Below are 13,728 nucleotides of genomic sequence, written 5' to 3'. Positions count from 1 at the left end.
CGACGCAAGCCACTGGGTCAGGCCGATTTCGACAACCCAACCGGCTGCGTCGTAGAATCGGCTCAGCGACTCGGCAGATCCGGGTCGACTTCGCATGCACCTCGAACCGTCGCGCTCGACGGGTTGCCTCCGCGGTCCCCGCAAGGGGTGGAATCGCAACGGTCGCATCAGGCGGGCCGAAGACGTCGGCCCGGACAACCTACAGCGGGTTCCGCGCGCCGCGCCGACCCGCGCAGAAAGGAACGGCAATGGCCGTCGTCACCACGCGTCAGCTGCTCGAGAGCGGTGTCCACTTCGGGCACCAGACCCGCCGCTGGAACCCGAAGATGAAGAAGTTCATCTTCGCCGAGCGCAACGGCATCTACATCATCGACCTGCAGCAGTCGCTCAGCTACATCGATCAGGCCTACGGCTTCGTCCGCGACACCGTCGCCCGCGGCGGCCAGATCCTCTTCGTCGGCACCAAGAAGCAGGCCCAGGAGGCCATCGCCGAGCAGGCCACCCGGGTGGGCATGCCGTACGTGAACCAGCGTTGGCTGGGTGGCATGCTGACCAACTTCGCCACCATCAGCAAGCGGATCGGCAAGATGAAGGAGCTCGAAGGCCTCAACTTCGACGACGTCGCCGCGTCCGGGCTGACCAAGAAGGAGCTGCTGCAGCAGCGCCGCAAGAAGGACAAGCTGGCCAAGACCCTGTCCGGCATCCGCGACATGGGCAAGCTGCCGCAGGCGGTCTGGGTGGTCGACACCAAGAAGGAGCACCTGGCGATCGACGAGGCCCGCAAGCTGCGGATCCCGATCGTCGGCATCCTCGACACCAACTGCGATCCCGACGAGGTCGACTTCGCTATCCCCGGCAACGACGACGCGATCCGCTCCGTCGCACTGCTCACCCGGGTGGTCGCGGACGCCGTCGCCGACGGACTGCTGGCCCGCAGCCGGGCCGCCGGCAGCACCGGTGAGGAAGCCGAGCCGATGGCCGACTGGGAGCGCGAGCTGCTGGGCGCCACCGACGAGGCGCCGGCGTCCGAGGCGCTGGCCGTCGAGGGCTCCGACCTGCAGGCCGATCAGATCGCCGACGCGGTCGAGGGTGCCGTCGCCGGTGCCGCGGAGGAGTCCACCGAGGTCGCCCAGGACGTCCAGGCTGCCGAGGCCGCCGCCGGCGAGACCGTCGACCCGGCGATCGAGGCCGCCGCCACCGAGACCAACTGAACCATCGCACGAACAGGACAAGAGAGCAGACAATGGCAATCACTGCCGCTGATGTGAAGAAGCTCCGCGACGCCACCGGCGCCGGAATGATGGACGCCAAGAAGGCCCTCACCGAGGCCGAGGGCGACTACGAGGCCGCGGTCGAGATCCTCCGGGTCACCGGCCAGGCGAAGATGGCCAAGCGGTCCGACCGGGAGGCCTCCAACGGCCTGGTCGCCGCCGCCGGCAAGAGCGTCATCCAGCTCGGCGCCGAGACCGACTTCGTGGCCAAGAACGCCGAGTTCATCGCCCTGGCCGACGAGATCGCCGCCGCCGCGGACGCCGCCGGCGCCACCGACGTGGCCGCCGCCAACGCGGTCGTCCTGGCCTCCGGCAAGACGGTCGCCGACACGGTGGCCGAGCTGGCCGCCAAGATCGGCGAGAAGCTCGAGGTCGCGAACGCCGCCAACTACGACGGCGACGTCACCATCTACCTGCACAAGCGGTCCTCGGACCTGCCCCCGCAGGTCGGCGTGATGGTGGAGCACGAAGGCGGCGACGCCGACTTCGTCCGGGGCATCGCGATGCAGATCGCGGCCATGTCGCCGCAGTACGTCACCCGCGACGAGGTGCCGGCCGAGGTGCTCGACCACGAGCGGCACATCGCCGAGCTCACCGCCAAGGAAGAGGGCAAGCCCGAGAAGATCATCCCGCGGATCGTCGAGGGCCGGCTGGGTGGCTTCTTCAAGGACGTCTGTCTGATCGAGCAGCCCAGCGTCTCCGACGACAAGAAGACCGTCGGCCAGCTGCTCAAGGAGAACGGCGTCACCGTGAAGCGGTTCGTCCGCTTCGCCGCCGGCGCCTGACCCGACACCATGACGTGCGCCACGAGCCATCCCTCGTGGCGCACGTCGCTATAAGCCCCGAACCCACCCCTGAGCGAGGAGAACCATGACCTACCACCGCATCATGCTCAAGCTGTCCGGCGAGATGTTCGGCGGCAGCCGTGGCATCGGGGTCGACCCGGACGTGGTGGCCAACCTCGCCGCCCAGATCAAGGCGGTGGTGGACGCCGGCGTCCAGGTCGCCGTGGTGATCGGCGGCGGCAACTTCTTCCGTGGCGCCGAACTCTCCGAACGCGGCATGGACCGCGACCGCGCCGACTACATGGGCATGCTCGGCACCGTGATGAACTGCCTGGCCCTGCAGGACTTCTGCGAGAAGGCCGGCGTGCAGACCCGGGTGCAGACCGCGATCGCGATGGGCCAGGTCGCCGAGCCGTACATTCCGCGCCGTGCCGAGCGGCACCTGGAGAAGGGCCGGGTGGTGATCTTCGGTGCCGGTTCGGGCATGCCGTACTTCTCCACCGACACCGTCGCCGCCCAGCGCGCGCTCGAGATCGGCGCCGACGTGCTGCTGATGGGCAAGCAGGGCACCGACGGCGTCTACGACTCCGACCCGAAGAAGAACCCGGCCGCCGTCCGCTTCGACGAGCTCAGCTACGACGAGTACCTGGCTCGCGACCTGAAGGTGGCCGACGCCACCGCGATCAGCCTGGCCCGCGACAACAACCTGGCGATGGTCTTCTTCGACCTCGGTGTCGAGGGCAACATCCTGCGTGCGGTGCAGGGTGAGAAGATCGGAACCACCGTCCACGCCTGAGGCGAGCACCACACACGAAAGGTTCACGATGATCCCCGACATCATCAAGGATGCCGAGACCAAGATGAAGGGCGCGGTCGAGCACGCCCGTGACGAGTTCGGTGCGATCCGCACCGGACGCGCCCACCCGGCCATGTTCAACAAGCTGATGGTCGACTACTACGGTGCGCCGACTCCGTTGCAGCAGCTGGCCACCTTCCAGGTGCCCGAGGCGCGCACCGTGCTGATCAGCCCGTTCGACCGGTCGTCGATGGCCGGCATCGAGAAGTCGATCCGCGACTCCGACCTGGGGGTGAACCCGGCCAACGACGGCAACGTGATCCGGGTGGTGATGCCCCAGCTGTCCGAGGAACGCCGCCGTGACTACGTGAAGCTGGCCAAGAGCAAGGCCGAGGAGGCCCGGGTCGCGGTGCGCAACATCCGCCGGCACGCCAACGACTCGGTGCACAAGCTGGTCAAGGACAAGGAAGTCGGCGAGGACGACGCCCGCGGCGCCGAGAAGCAGCTGGACGGCATCACCAAGAAGTACGTCGACGGTATCGACGAGCTGCTGAAGGCCAAGGAAGCGGAGTTGCTGGAAGTCTGATGTCAGGCGAGCAGGAGGCCTCGGCGGCTGAAGCCGTCGCCCGGAAGTCGCGCGCTGGCCGCGATCTTCCGGCGGCGATCATGGTCGGTCTCGCCCTGGCGGCGACCGTCGTGCTCACCCTGCTCTACTGGCACTGGGGTTTCGTACTGCTGGTGACGGCGATGCTGGCCCTGGGCACCGTCGAGTTGCACGACGCGCTGAAGCGGATCGGAATGAACTCGGCGGTGATCCCGATCGTGGCCGGCACGGTCGCGGTGATCTGCGGCTCGTACGCCGCCGCCACTCAGGAGGTGTTGAGTGGGCTGCCGTGGCACTCGGTGCTGCTGGGCTTCCTCGGCGCCACCACGCTCGCGGCGCTGATCTGGCGGATGCCGGCCGGCTCGGCGGGCTATGTGAAGGACGCCGCCGCCAGCCTGTTCACCATCGGCTACATCCCGCTGCTGGGATCGTTCACCAGCCTGATCCTCGCCTCGCACAACGGCGCGGCCAAGATGGCCACCATCCTGCTGGTGGTGATGGGCACCGACACCGGCGGCTACGCGGTCGGCGCGCGCTGGGGCAAGCATCCGATGGCACCGCAGATCAGCCCGAAGAAGACCTGGGAGGGGATGGCCGGCTCGGTGGCGCTGGCGTCCGTCGTCTCGGTGGCGCTGACCGTCTGGGTGCTGGATTCGGCATGGTGGATCGGGCTGCTGCTGGCCCTGGCCATCGTCGCCGCCGGCACCTGCGGCGACCTGATCGAGTCGCTGGTGAAGCGCGATGTCGGGATCAAGGACATGTCGTCGTTCCTGCCCGGGCACGGTGGCGCGATGGACCGGCTGGACTCGATCCTGGTGGCCGCACCGGTGGCCTGGCTGATCCTGTACCTGCTGGTTCCCAACTGACGAGGCGTCGATGACCGATCAACCGATTCCGACCGCCGACGGCCTGCGGCCCGACGAGATCAGCGCCTACTCGGCGCTCGAGGACCGGGTCCGGGCCGGCGCGACCGTGCCGCTCACCATGGCGACGCCACGACGCGGCAAGCCGCCGCGGCACTGGCTCGACCTGACTGCCGACGAGCGCCGGGACGCCGTCCGCGAGCTCGGCCTCCCCGCCTTCCGCGCCGACCAGATCTCCCGGCACGTCTTCGACCATCTGGACCTCGACCCGTCCGGTTGGACGGACCTGCCGGCCACCGTCCGGTCCCGGGTCGCCGAAGCGTTCCTGCCCTCCCTGCTGACCTCGGTGCGGCCGCTGTCCTGCGACGGCGGCACGACGCTGAAGACGCTCTGGCGGCTGTTCGACGGGTCGCTGATCGAGTCGGTGCTGATGCGCTACGGCGTGCCGGGCATCCGCTCGTCCGGCTCGGGACGGAACCGGGCCACCCTGTGCATCTCGTCGCAGGCCGGCTGCGGGATGGCCTGCCCGTTCTGCGCCACCGGGCAGGGCGGGCTGCAGCGCAACCTGAGCGCCGCCGAGATCCTGGCCCAGGTCGTCGCCGGGGCCCGGTCGCTGCGCGACGGCGAGATTCCCGGCGGACCCGGCCGGATCAGCAACATCGTCTTCATGGGTATGGGCGAGCCGATGGCCAACTTCAAGGCGATCATGGCGACCATCGGCACGCTGACCGCGCCGGCGCCGCACGGGTTGGGGATCAGTGCCCGCGGCATCACCGTCTCGACCGTCGGCCTGGTGCCGCGGATCAACCAGCTGGCGGACGCCGGCGTCCCGGTCACCTTGGCGGTCAGCCTGCATGCGCCGGACGACGAACTGCGCGACGAGCTGTGCCCGATCAACACCCGCTGGAACGTCGCCGAACTGGTGGATGCCGCTTATGGGTACTTCGTGGCCACCAAGCGCCGGGTGTCGATCGAGTACGCGCTGATCCGCGACGTCAACGACCAGGTGGAGCGGGCCGGGCTGCTCGCCGATGTGCTGCGCCGCGACGGCGGTCACGGCTGGGTACACGTCAACCTGATCCCGCTGAACCCGACGCCCGGGTCGAAGTGGACGGCGTCGCGCCGCCGCGACGAGGCCGCCTTCGTCGCCGCGCTGGAGCGCCGCGGGGTGGCGGTCACCGTCCGGGACACCCGGGGACGCGAGATCGACGGAGCCTGCGGCCAGCTGGCCGCCAGCGTGGCCGCCGAATAGCTCGCCGCGGCCGTTCCGACCCGGACGGGTCGGGCCTACAGTGTGCCCGTGACTTTCGCGGTCCTGGCGCTGATCTGCGCCGTCGCCATGCTGGGTCCGGTGGTCAGCCTGAACCGGATGGTGCACATTCCGGTGGTGATCGGCGAACTCGCCGTGGGCGTCCTGCTGGGCCGGACCGGCACCGGCGCGATCAACCCCGACGACCCCACGCTGGAGTTCCTCGCCCAGGTCGGGTTCGCGCTGGTGATGTTCGTCGCCGGCACCCACGTCCCGCTGCGGGAGCCGGCGATGATCGGCGGGCTGCGCAACGGCCTGCTGCGGGCGCTCGGAGTGGCGGCGATCGCGGCGCCGCTGGGACTGCTGATCGCATCGGTGTGGGACACCGGGCACGGACCGCTGTACGCGGTGCTGATCGCATCATCGTCGGCGAGCATCGTGATGCCCGCCCTGGGCGGCGCGGCGGTGACTGCCCGTTCCGGGCTGGAGATGCTGGTCCAGCTCGCCATCGCGGACGCCGCCTGCATCGTGGTGCTGCCGCTGGTACTCGACCCGTCCCGAGCGTTGACGGCGGGCCTGGGGGCGCTCGGCGTGTTGGCGCTGGCTGCTCTCTTCTTCGTGGTGCTGCGCTGGGCGGAACGGTCCGGACGCCGCCGGCACCTGCATGAACTCAGCGAGAAGCGTGGCTTGGCGATGGAACTGCGGATCACCCTCACCATGCTGTTCACCCTCGCCGCGCTGGCCGCCACCGTGCGGGTGTCGGTGATGCTGGCCGGTTTCGCGATGGGATTGGCGATGGCGGCGGTCGGCGAACCGCGCCGGATCGCCAATCAGACCTTCGCCCTCACCGAAGGCTTCTTCGCCCCGATCTTCTTCGTCTGGCTAGGCAGTTCGCTCGATCTGCGGGAGCTCGCCGGCAATCCGCAGGCGATCGGGCTCGGAGTGGCGCTGGGCGTCGCGGCGGTGCTCGCGCACGGGTTGCTCGCGCTCACCCGGCAGCCGCTGCCGGTCGCGGTATGCACCGCGGCCCAGCTCGGCGTCCCGGTCGGTGCCGCCGCGCTCGGGACGACCACGGGCGTGCTGCGGCCCGGTGAATCCACCGCCATGCTGCTCGGCGCACTGCTCACCATCGGGGTGGTCGCGGTCTTCAGTGACCGGCTGATCCGGGCGGTGACCGCCCCGGCCGCACCGGCGTCCGGACGTTGACGGATGCCGTCGATCGGGCAGACGCCGGGCCGCCGCGCGGTTACCCTGAACCATGCACGAAACGGTCATCGGGACGGACTTCGTCCTCCCGCCGGACCGGGTCGCCGCACTGACCGCCCTCATCGTGGCGGCCCGGGACACCCCACCCAGCACCGTGCGCAGCCCGCTTACCGGCCGCCCATTAGGGGAGATTCCACAGTCCACGCCGGCCGACGTCGCCGGCGCCGTCCAGTCTGCCCGCGCGGTGGCCCGGCAGTGGCGCGAACTCGGACCGCGCCGCCGGGCCGCGATCGTGCTGGCCTTCCATGACCGGCTGCTCGCCGGCCGCGAGGAACTCCTCGACCTGATCCAGCTGGAGACCGGCAAGACCCGTGCGGACGCCTTCGAAGAGGTGGCCGAGGTCGCCAATGTGGCGCGTCACTACGCCCGGACGGCCACCAAGCTGCTGGCCCCGAAACGCCGGCCCGGAGTGCTGCCGGTGCTGGCGACCGCCGTCCAGACCCGGCTGCCCCGTGGTGTGGTCGGCATCGTCACACCATCGAACTACCCGTTCTCGCTGGCCTTCGGCGAGGCCGTTCCGGCGCTGCTGGCGGGGAACGTCGTGGTGCTGCGGCCCGATCCACGAACAGCGCTGTGCGTGCTGTGGGGGCTGCGCCAACTGGTTGCGGCCGGGCTGCCGTCCGGCGTCCTGCAGGTCGTGGTCGGCGACGGCGACTCGATCGGGGACGCCGTGGTGCGCTGTGCCGACTACGTGAGTTTCACCGGGTCCACCCGCACCGGACGCGCCGTCGCGGCCCGGGCCGCCGCGCGGCTGATCGGATGCGCGCTGGAACTCGGCGGCAAGAACGCGCTCTACGTGCGAGCCGACGCCGACCTGCCGCGGGCGGTCGACATCGCCCGGCGCAGCGCCTTCACCGCCGCCGGGCAGCTCTGTGCCCACACCGAGCGGATCGTGCTGCACCGCGACATCGCCGAGGAGTTCCTGCGATTGTTCGTGGCCGCGGTGCGCGAGCTGCGGATCGGCGTGGAACTCGACTACGGCTACGACATGGGCTCGCTGTTCGGTCCCGAGCAACTGGAGAGGGTGAGCGGGCACGTCGAGGACGCCCGCCGTCGCGGTGCCCGGGTGCTGACCGGCGGCCGCGGCCGTCCCGAGATCGGACCCTGGGTGTATGAGCCGACAGTGCTCGAAGGCGTCAGTGCCGCCATGGACGTCCGCGACGCCGAGACGTTCGGCCCGGTGGTCAGCATCTATCGAGTGGACGGCGACGACGCGGCGGTGCGCCTGATCAACGACTCCGACTACGGGTTGCACGCCACCATCGTCAGCGGGGACCGGGCGTCGGCCCGCGCTCTCGCCCCGCTGCTGCGCACCGGCACGGTCAGCATCAACGAGTCCTACGCCGCGTCCTGGGGTGCGGTGGGGGCGGCGATGGGTGCCCGGGGCGATTCGGGGACCGGTGCGCGACACGGGCCGGACGGACTGCTCGGCTACACCGTCGTCCAGAGTGTCGCCGAACAGCGTGCCGGGGTGCTCGGCACCCGGGGCGCGCCGGCGCAGCGGCGCTTCGTCGACTGGTTCTGCCGGATGCTGGTGGCCGCCCGGCGTTCCGGGCTGCACTGAGCAACTGGTCGGCAGGACTACCGTGAGCGTGACGGAAGGAGACCGGCATGCCCCATCAGGTTCCCCAGCCCGGACCCGAGCGGATGACCCCGTTCGATGGCGGCACGCTCGTGGTGGGGGTACGGCCGGGCAGCGATCCATTGGTGGTGCTGACCGCGGCCGCGCTGGCCCGGGCGACCGGCGGTGAGCTCTTCGTTGCCTATGTGGACGAGCAACGCTTCACCGAGCGCGAGTTCGCCGACGGCGCCGTCCAGCACAGTGACCTCAACCCGGACGCTGCGGACGACTCCTGGCGGCAGGTCGAGGCCGAACTGAAAGCAGAGCTCGACGGTCTGCTGGCCGGTGCGGGCGTCGGCTGGCAGTTCCGGTACCTGGCCGGGCGTCCGGATCGCTCGCTGACCCACCTGGCCCGAGCCGTGGACGCCGCGGTCATCGTGGTCGGCAACCGGGCGCCGGAGCACGGCGCCAAGGTGCGGGAGTTCCTGGACGGCGCGCTGGCGCTCAAACTGGCCCAGCATCAGCACCGGCCAGTGCTGGCCGTGCCGCTGTCGGTGGTCGACTGGAAGGCGCCGATGCCGTGGGCCTGAAACCCTTTCGCGGGCTCTCGTCGACGGTGGTGCTGGCCGGGGGAGCGGTGGGCACGGCCGTCCGGGCGGTGCTCGAGTCGGCTTTTCCGGCCCAACCTGGCGGCTGGCCGTGGGCGACCTTCGCGATCAATGTCACCGGCTCGTTCCTGCTCGGGCTGCTGTTGGAGACCCTCAGCCGCCGCGGCCCGGACGCCGGACTCCGGCGTTACCTGCGGCTGGGTCTGGGCACCGGGGTGATGGGCGGCTACACCACGTACAGCACTTTCGCGGTGGAGACCGTGCGGCTGCTCGGCCTCGGCGGGGGAGCGATGTTCGTCGGGCTCGGCTATGCGCTGGGCAGCGTGACGCTCGGTCTGGGCAGCTGCCTTCGCGGGCATGTGGGTCGCTGCCAGGTGGTCGCGATGATCGCGTTGCTGGTGGCGTTGGCCGGCGGGCTGGGCGCCGTCGCCCGGTTTCAGTCCGACGCCCTGATCGCCCGACTGCATTCGGTGCGGATGCCGTTGGGCACGCTCACCATCAACACGGTCGGCTCGGGTCTGCTCGGCCTGATCACCGGGTATGTGCTGTTCCACGCCGGGGCTCCGGAGTGGGCTGCGTTCGCCGGGACCGGCTTCATGGGCGGGTTCACCACTTTCAGCACGGCCAGCGTCGAAGGGGTCCGGCTGGTGCGCGCCGGGCGTCCGGTTGCTGCGATGGTGCATGCCGGGGGTGGGCTCGTGGCCGGCCTGGTCGCGGCGACGCTGGGGCTTTGGGTGATGTCGCTGTAGGCCCGAATATGCGCCTCCGCGATCAGCGCACCTGCATTTCTCGACCTACGTTGGCGTAGGTGTTGTCAGGGTGTTGTCAATAGTGCCTTGAGTGTTGTCAGTCGGAGGGGCGGTACTGTTTTTGTCGGTGCCGGCCGGTAGGTTTGTGGCATGGGAATCGGGGTGCAGGAAATGGCGACACCGCAGCTGGTGTTAGCCGAACTGCATGCCTGTGATCACGCGGAGCGGGCCGCCTCGGCTCGTCGCTTGGAGTTGGCGGTGATCTGGGCCAACCTGCACCCGGGAATCGCCGCGCAGCCCTATGACACGGTGGTCGATTCGTTGATCGATGAGGCGACCGGGGTCGCGGTGGCGGCGATCGCCGAGTTCGCCGCGGCGCGTGGGGTGTCGACCCATGCGGGCAGGCAGTTGATCGGCGACGCAGTCGCGCTGCGGGACCGGTTGCCCCGCTGCTGGCGTCAGATGACGAGTCTGCGGTTGCCGGCCTGGAAAGCCCGGCTGCTGGCCCAGGCGGTCGCGTCGTTGGGTGACGAGGCCACCTCGTGGGTGGATGCCCAGGCCGCGATGCTGGGGGACAGGTTGGGGGTGCGGACGATCCGCCGGCTGGTCTTGCTGGCGCAGGCCCGGTTCGAACCTGAGACGGTGAAGGATCCGGCGCGGCAGCGTTGGGTGCGGATCGGCACCGGCATCGACACCGCCGACGGACGGAGTTGGATCGATGGGTGCCTGGACACCCCGGATGCTCTCGACCTGGACGCCGCACTGCAGCTGATCGCCGCCGAGCTTGACGAGGCTGCCGATCTGGATCTGCGCAGGGCGCAGGCACTAGGAGTGATGGCCCGCCGAATGCTGGGTCAGCCGGAATTGCCAACTGAAACCAGCGGGGGACCGACTGCCACCGAGCCTGATGCAGTCGTCCCGGAGCCGGGCTGCCAAGCGGCGGGCGGCTACCAAGGCACTGCGCCCACGATGGATGGCGTCGCCGCGGAGGCACCGGCGCCACGGTCTGAAGATGGCCTCCCCGGCGGCAGCGGAGGTCCCGCGTGGGACGGTGGGCGCTGTGGTGGGCTGAGCACGGCGGGGCCGCACCGTGCCGGGCGCGCCGGGTGTGGGCCGTTCGCCCGCGCGATGGGACGTCCGGTGATGATCTACCTGCACCTCGATGCTCACCAACTCGCCAGCGGCTGCGGCGGGGTGACCGAGGTCGGCAGCACCGGGCAGTTGGTCAGCATCGAGCAGATCCGACGCTGGTGCGCGGCTGCGGGAAGCATCACCATCCGTCCGGTGATCGACCTCAACACCAGCCGCAAGACGCGCGGATATCAGCCGACCGAGGTGATGCGTGAACAGATCGCGCTGCGCGATCGGACCTGCGTCTTTCCGCACTGCAATCGGGTGGCGCATCCGGTCAGGCAACACCGAACCGGTGAATACAGTCACGACGCCGACCACATCACAGCCTACGATTCCGGCGGGGAAACATCGACCGACAATCTTGCCTGCCTATGCCGATTACGCCACCTATTGAAAACTCACACCGGCTGGCGCTACGAGATGATCGGCCCCGGTGAATACCTGTGGAAATCACCCGTCGGGCATCGATATCTACGCACCGACAACGGCACCACCATGCTCAGCATGTCCGAGCGGCGGGCGAGATCAACAGCTGCGTGAAATGCGGCGCCTACAACCGGAACCAGGCCGTCCAGGTCTGGTTTCCGGCATTGTCGCTGAGCCCCAACCGGACGAGCGCGCCCGGGCTCACCCGCGGCGGCAAAGCGAGATCGAACCAACCGGACGCGTCCAAGTCAGCGGTGGCCAAGGTGGCGCCGGCGGCGTCCGACAACTCGACGCGTTGAGCATCCGCGGCCAGGGCCAGCCCGCGCAGATGGCCGTCCAGAATCTCCAGGTCGATGCCGACGCCGTCCGCGGTGAAACGCAGCAGCCGCGCGTCCCCGGCGGACCGGACGCCGGCCAGCGGCTCGACCGCGGAGTCGGAGATCAGGTCGGCCAGCCCGGCGTCGGCGTCCCGCCAGGCCCACAACGACCGCCCCACGGCTGCCACGTCCTCGGCCCCGGACGCCTCGTTCAGCGCCGCACTCAGATCGCCGAGCAGGATCTCATCGGGTTCCATCAGACACCTCCCCAGGACGCCAGCGCCGGCTGCCGGCGCAGGACAGCGAGACAGCGGATCCGGGTCGGACCGATGGTGCCGACCTGCACGCCGAGGCGCGTCGCGATGTCGGCATAGGGCACCGGAGGGTCGCCGAACAGCATGCTGAGGAGTTCCCGGCAGCGCTCCGACAGACCGGCCCAGGCCTCCCGCAGGGCGTGCCGGCGGAGTTCGGCGATCAGGTCGGTGCCGGCCTCGGCGGAGTCGTCGGGCAGGTCGTGGTCGAAGTCGGTGGGCAGCGTCCGGCGTCGGGCGCGCAGCAGCGCCAGGCACTCGTTGCGGGTGGTGGTGGCCAGCCACCCGGGCAGCGCGGCCGGCTCGCGAAGGGTGTGCAGGCGTTCCAGCAGCCGCAACCACACTCCGGCCGCGACGTCCTGCCGGTCATGTGCGTCGAGGGCGAACTTCGCACACACCGAACCGAGCAGGGGTGCGAACCGCGTCACCAACCGGTTCCACGCCTCCTGGTCGCCGCCGCGAACGGCGGCGACCAGGTCGGCTACCGGCTCGGTGGTCATGGCTGATCGAGGATCAGTTGCTCGCCCTCCGCGACGAGAGCGTCCCAGGCCTGGGTGGCGGTGAGTCCGGTGGCACTCATTCGTGCCGCTACCAGTCCGGCGGCGTGGGCTGCACTGAACGACGTGCCCGCCCAGGTCGCCGCCCCATAGAACTCGGTGGCCGGCGTGTCCGCTTCGATCCTCACCATGCCGGTGAAGAACCGCGCCTCGAAGTACGCACTGGGCGTGAAGGCGTCCACCCATTGCGGCAGCGGGTGCGACGGGCCGTCGAAGCGAGCGGCCACGGCGCGTACCTGGGGGAAGGCAGCCGGCCAGCTGGCAGTCGTCCGGCAACGGTCCCGCTTCCATCCGTCCATGACCAGCTGGTTGCCGGCGGCAGCGATGATCAGGCAGCGACCAGAGATCACCTCCAGGGCGCGTCTGAGCAGGAGCGGCGGCAGACCGTCCGCGGTGTAGGTGGCGAGCGGGAGGAGCAGAATGTCGACCTTCGCGTGGAGCACGAGGTCGACCATCGCCACTGCTACGTCCCAGAGGTCTCCTCGCCCGCCCCGTTCCTTCAGCACACCGCGCAGCACCGGCTCCTCGGCATCGGGAGCAACCTGGCGGATCAGGTCCCGGACGAACGCGGAGTGCGCCCGCCAGGCGTCCGCGGCGTCGCCTCCGGGAGCAACTTCGAGGTCCGCCAGTTCCGTGTCGATCCAACCGATCCGCACGCCGCCGTCGACGGGCGGATGGAAGTCATCCGAGGTCGCCGGGGACGTGCTCAGAATCTCGTAGCCGACGTCATCGGCGCCCGGACTCTCGCTGTAGATCGCGGGCGGGATCGCCATGATCTTGGGAATCCCGCCATGGGCGGAGGACGGCCCACCAACGGCTACGACCCTGGGGTGCCCGCCATGCGCGTCGACCGGAACGACGGTGGGAGTGAAGCTCATGATTCGGGAATAGCCGGTCACCATCGGCGACGATGCTTCTCGATCCTTGCCGATACTCGGTAGCCAGCCCCCATTCTGCTCGGCGATCCGGCGGCGCAGCTCCGCCAAGAGGGCGTCCAAGGAGTCATCCGGGCCGAGCTCGATGGTCAGCCGGGTAAGGCGCAACTCCGGATGCGGCTCGCCGGCGGTCGCGGTCACGGTGAGCGACGAGAGCACCTCTTCAACGATGCTCGCGGCATCGCTGTCGACAACCACTTGTGGATATGCCGGCCCTTTCGCGGCGGTGGTCTGGGTCATGCTCCTGCCTCTCCTCCATCGAGCAGGATGATTTCGGTCATCCTGCCGCAATCGCT

Annotated in this window: 14 protein-coding genes and 1 pseudogene; 12 read left to right on the top strand and 3 right to left on the bottom strand. The window is 69.8% G+C overall.

The genetic code is table 11. From position 1 onward, the window contains the following. Nucleotides 1–248 precede the first annotated feature (248 nt). The 12 genes and pseudogenes from rpsB to QM711_RS10520 all read left to right on the top strand — a co-directional run bounded on the left by rpsB (nt 249) and on the right by QM711_RS10520 (nt 11,426). Complete coding sequence (gene rpsB / locus QM711_RS10575) at nt 249–1,211, top strand: 30S ribosomal protein S2 (RefSeq protein WP_415099067.1); 963 nt, start codon at nt 249–251, stop codon at nt 1,209–1,211. A 32-nt stretch (nt 1,212–1,243) separates the two neighbouring features. Beyond that, nucleotides 1,244–2,056, top strand: a complete 813-nt coding sequence (gene tsf, locus QM711_RS10570; RefSeq protein WP_415099065.1) for a translation elongation factor Ts — start codon at nt 1,244–1,246, stop codon at nt 2,054–2,056. Nucleotides 2,057–2,141: 85 nt separating this feature from the next. Beyond that, nucleotides 2,142–2,852 carry a UMP kinase gene (gene pyrH, locus QM711_RS10565; RefSeq protein ID WP_415099063.1) on the top strand — a complete coding sequence of 237 codons (711 nt, stop codon included), beginning with the start codon at nt 2,142–2,144 and terminating at the stop codon, nt 2,850–2,852. A gap of 31 nt (nt 2,853–2,883) precedes the next feature. Continuing rightward, nucleotides 2,884–3,438 carry a ribosome recycling factor gene (gene frr / locus QM711_RS10560; protein WP_415099970.1) on the top strand — a complete coding sequence of 185 codons (555 nt, stop codon included), beginning with the start codon at nt 2,884–2,886 and terminating at the stop codon, nt 3,436–3,438. Beyond that, nucleotides 3,438–4,322, top strand: coding sequence for a phosphatidate cytidylyltransferase (locus tag QM711_RS10555; protein WP_415099061.1), 885 nt, complete (start codon nt 3,438–3,440; stop codon nt 4,320–4,322). Before frr ends, QM711_RS10555 begins: the two co-directional genes overlap by 1 nt. A gap of 118 nt (nt 4,323–4,440) precedes the next feature. After that, on the top strand, nt 4,441–5,571 hold the full coding sequence (gene rlmN, locus QM711_RS10550; RefSeq protein WP_415099968.1) for a 23S rRNA (adenine(2503)-C(2))-methyltransferase RlmN: 1,131 nt from the start codon (nt 4,441–4,443) through the stop codon (nt 5,569–5,571). 48 nt (nt 5,572–5,619) lie between these two features. Continuing rightward, complete coding sequence (locus tag QM711_RS10545; RefSeq protein ID WP_415099059.1) at nt 5,620–6,774, top strand: cation:proton antiporter; 1,155 nt, start codon at nt 5,620–5,622, stop codon at nt 6,772–6,774. A 52-nt stretch (nt 6,775–6,826) separates the two neighbouring features. After that, the gene (locus QM711_RS10540) at nt 6,827–8,398 is read left to right on the top strand and encodes a succinic semialdehyde dehydrogenase (protein WP_415099057.1); all 1,572 of its coding nucleotides are present in this window, start codon (nt 6,827–6,829) and stop codon (nt 8,396–8,398) included. 47 nt (nt 8,399–8,445) lie between these two features. Then, nucleotides 8,446–8,985 (top strand): universal stress protein, encoded by a 540-nt coding sequence (locus tag QM711_RS10535; RefSeq protein ID WP_415099055.1) that lies wholly within the window; start codon nt 8,446–8,448, stop codon nt 8,983–8,985. Next, a pseudogene (locus QM711_RS10530) lies at nt 8,976–9,347 on the top strand (CrcB family protein); the annotation flags it as partial. The gene QM711_RS10535 and the pseudogene QM711_RS10530, both read left to right, overlap by 10 nt. A gap of 39 nt (nt 9,348–9,386) precedes the next feature. Beyond that, entirely contained in the window at nt 9,387–9,752 is a 366-nt protein-coding gene (locus QM711_RS10525; protein ID WP_415099966.1) for a fluoride efflux transporter FluC, read from the top strand. 171 nt (nt 9,753–9,923) lie between these two features. Continuing rightward, entirely contained in the window at nt 9,924–11,426 is a 1,503-nt protein-coding gene (locus QM711_RS10520; protein WP_415099053.1) for a hypothetical protein, read from the top strand. A gap of 10 nt (nt 11,427–11,436) precedes the next feature. On the opposite strand, the gene QM711_RS10515 is transcribed toward QM711_RS10520, so the two are convergent. From QM711_RS10515 to QM711_RS10505, 3 genes are read right to left on the bottom strand one after another with little or no spacing between them, the layout of a single operon-like run. Next, a complete protein-coding gene (locus tag QM711_RS10515; RefSeq protein WP_415099051.1) occupies nt 11,437–11,886 on the bottom strand; it encodes a hypothetical protein in 450 nt (149 codons plus the stop codon). Then, nucleotides 11,886–12,440 (bottom strand): RNA polymerase sigma factor, encoded by a 555-nt coding sequence (locus QM711_RS10510; RefSeq protein WP_415099049.1) that lies wholly within the window; start codon nt 12,438–12,440, stop codon nt 11,886–11,888. The genes QM711_RS10515 and QM711_RS10510 overlap by 1 nt, the downstream gene beginning before the upstream one ends. Continuing rightward, the gene (locus QM711_RS10505) at nt 12,437–13,672 is read right to left on the bottom strand and encodes a hypothetical protein (RefSeq protein WP_415099047.1); all 1,236 of its coding nucleotides are present in this window, start codon (nt 13,670–13,672) and stop codon (nt 12,437–12,439) included. The genes QM711_RS10510 and QM711_RS10505 overlap by 4 nt, the downstream gene beginning before the upstream one ends. Between the last annotated feature and the right edge of the window lie 56 nt (nt 13,673–13,728).

Origin of the sequence: Micropruina sp. (assembly GCF_047602385.1) — a bacterium.
GTDB lineage: Bacteria > Actinomycetota > Actinomycetes > Propionibacteriales > Propionibacteriaceae > Micropruina.
Note: the sequence above shows the minus strand (reverse complement) of the source record. Positions and strands in the feature narration are given on the sequence as shown.

What these genes read in the sequence shown, in the direction of transcription:
- QM711_RS10540 (WP_415099057.1), top strand. Translation starts at nt 6,827, where the DNA reads ATGCACGAAACGGTCATCGGGACGGACTTCGTCCTCCCGCCGGACCGG.
- rpsB (WP_415099067.1), top strand. Translation starts at nt 249, where the DNA reads ATGGCCGTCGTCACCACGCGTCAGCTGCTCGAGAGCGGTGTCCACTTC.
- pyrH (WP_415099063.1), top strand. Translation starts at nt 2,142, where the DNA reads ATGACCTACCACCGCATCATGCTCAAGCTGTCCGGCGAGATGTTCGGC.
- rlmN (WP_415099968.1), top strand. Translation starts at nt 4,441, where the DNA reads ATGGCGACGCCACGACGCGGCAAGCCGCCGCGGCACTGGCTCGACCTG.
- QM711_RS10515 (WP_415099051.1), bottom strand. Translation starts at nt 11,886, where the DNA reads ATGGAACCCGATGAGATCCTGCTCGGCGATCTGAGTGCGGCGCTGAAC.
- QM711_RS10510 (WP_415099049.1), bottom strand. Translation starts at nt 12,440, where the DNA reads ATGACCACCGAGCCGGTAGCCGACCTGGTCGCCGCCGTTCGCGGCGGC.
- tsf (WP_415099065.1), top strand. Translation starts at nt 1,244, where the DNA reads ATGGCAATCACTGCCGCTGATGTGAAGAAGCTCCGCGACGCCACCGGC.
- QM711_RS10525 (WP_415099966.1), top strand. Translation starts at nt 9,387, where the DNA reads ATGATCGCGTTGCTGGTGGCGTTGGCCGGCGGGCTGGGCGCCGTCGCC.
- QM711_RS10520 (WP_415099053.1), top strand. Translation starts at nt 9,924, where the DNA reads ATGGCGACACCGCAGCTGGTGTTAGCCGAACTGCATGCCTGTGATCAC.
- QM711_RS10505 (WP_415099047.1), bottom strand. Translation starts at nt 13,672, where the DNA reads ATGACCCAGACCACCGCCGCGAAAGGGCCGGCATATCCACAAGTGGTT.
- QM711_RS10555 (WP_415099061.1), top strand. Translation starts at nt 3,438, where the DNA reads ATGTCAGGCGAGCAGGAGGCCTCGGCGGCTGAAGCCGTCGCCCGGAAG.
- QM711_RS10535 (WP_415099055.1), top strand. Translation starts at nt 8,446, where the DNA reads ATGCCCCATCAGGTTCCCCAGCCCGGACCCGAGCGGATGACCCCGTTC.